General features: G+C 24.3%; 1 protein-coding gene. It reads right to left on the minus strand.

Annotated elements, in window-relative coordinates; all coding sequences use genetic code 11:
• Positions 1–255: AAA family ATPase (locus ACYQ44_RS10530; protein ID WP_459997257.1), on the minus strand; the 255-nt coding region annotated here is incomplete at both ends.

The raw sequence follows: 255 nt of genomic DNA on the forward strand, positions 1-255 counted from the left end.
ATTTAAATTATTAAGTGCAGAAAATACTCCTGTTTTTGTGAATTTTGTTATTCCTGTTAAAAATACAAATTTTATGTATGCATCCTTTGTTTTTACTTTTTTATAGAATTCTCTTAAAAATGCTCTAAATTCTTCCGCTTTTTCTTTATTGTTTATATGTTCAAGTATTGGCGATTCGTATTCGTCTATGAGTATTACTACTTTTTCTTTATATTTTGCATACAATTCTTCTATTAAATTTCCAAATTTTGTTGG

It is taken from the genome of Marinitoga arctica (genome assembly GCF_054657315.1).